The sequence below is a fragment of the Paenibacillus sp. 01L418 genome, from assembly GCF_056400045.1.
In genome coordinates, this window is sequence record NZ_JBFTSN010000841.1 from 1 (window position 1) to 721 (window position 721).

The 721-nt window shown below is 42.4% G+C and carries 1 protein-coding gene; it reads right to left on the reverse strand.

Going from position 1 to position 721, the window contains the following annotated elements; translation table 11 throughout:
• Nucleotides 1–668, reverse strand: a 668-nt coding sequence (gene argS / locus AC1DSE_RS36060; protein WP_477529217.1) for an arginine--tRNA ligase domain-containing protein, incomplete at its 3' end; no start/stop codon positions are given.
• Nucleotides 669–721: the final 53 nt, after the last annotated feature.

Consider the following 721-nt stretch of genomic DNA (forward strand, 5'->3'; position numbering starts at 1 on the left):
TCTTCCAGCTCTGCAAGAACCTTGGTACGTTGTTCAAGCAATTCTGGCTGCTCTTTATAAGCTCGATTAATGCTTGAATACGTATCCCAGCAAAAATCCCCAAAACGCTCGTAAGGCAGCACCGACTTTGTCTGAAGAATGCCTACCACCGTATCCGCTAATTGGTTGCCTAGATCATCAATGTAGTTGTGCACCTCAACCTGATGACCCGTCCTTCTGAGCATTCGCGCAATCGTATCGCCTACGCAGGAATTACGCAAATGACCAATATGCGCTGATTTATTTGGATTGATAGATGTATGCTCAACAAGCACTTTTTTGTTAACTGTCGTTTTCTGCGAAGATAGCTGATCTGCATTGACTGCCCACCAAGACCAATTCACATAAAAGTTAAGAAACCCGGGTGAAGCAATTTCAATCTTTTTTATGGATGAGGAAAGACTTGGATGCTTGATTAACTTTTGTTTGAAGTCGTCTGCAATCAATGAAGGTGCACGTTTTAAAAGCCTAGCAAGCTGCATCGCAATATTGCTGCTATAATCGCCATGCGCTAAGTTAACGGGATGCTCGACCGCAATTTTGAGATTTTCAGGTCGCTCTGTACGTCCCTCTTCCAGCATGCCTTGCGTTATTTCTTCAATTGCTCCAATAATCAGCTTATGAATCATTGTAATTCCTCCTATTATCAAAATAAAAAAGGCCCCCGTCTCTAAAATAAGAG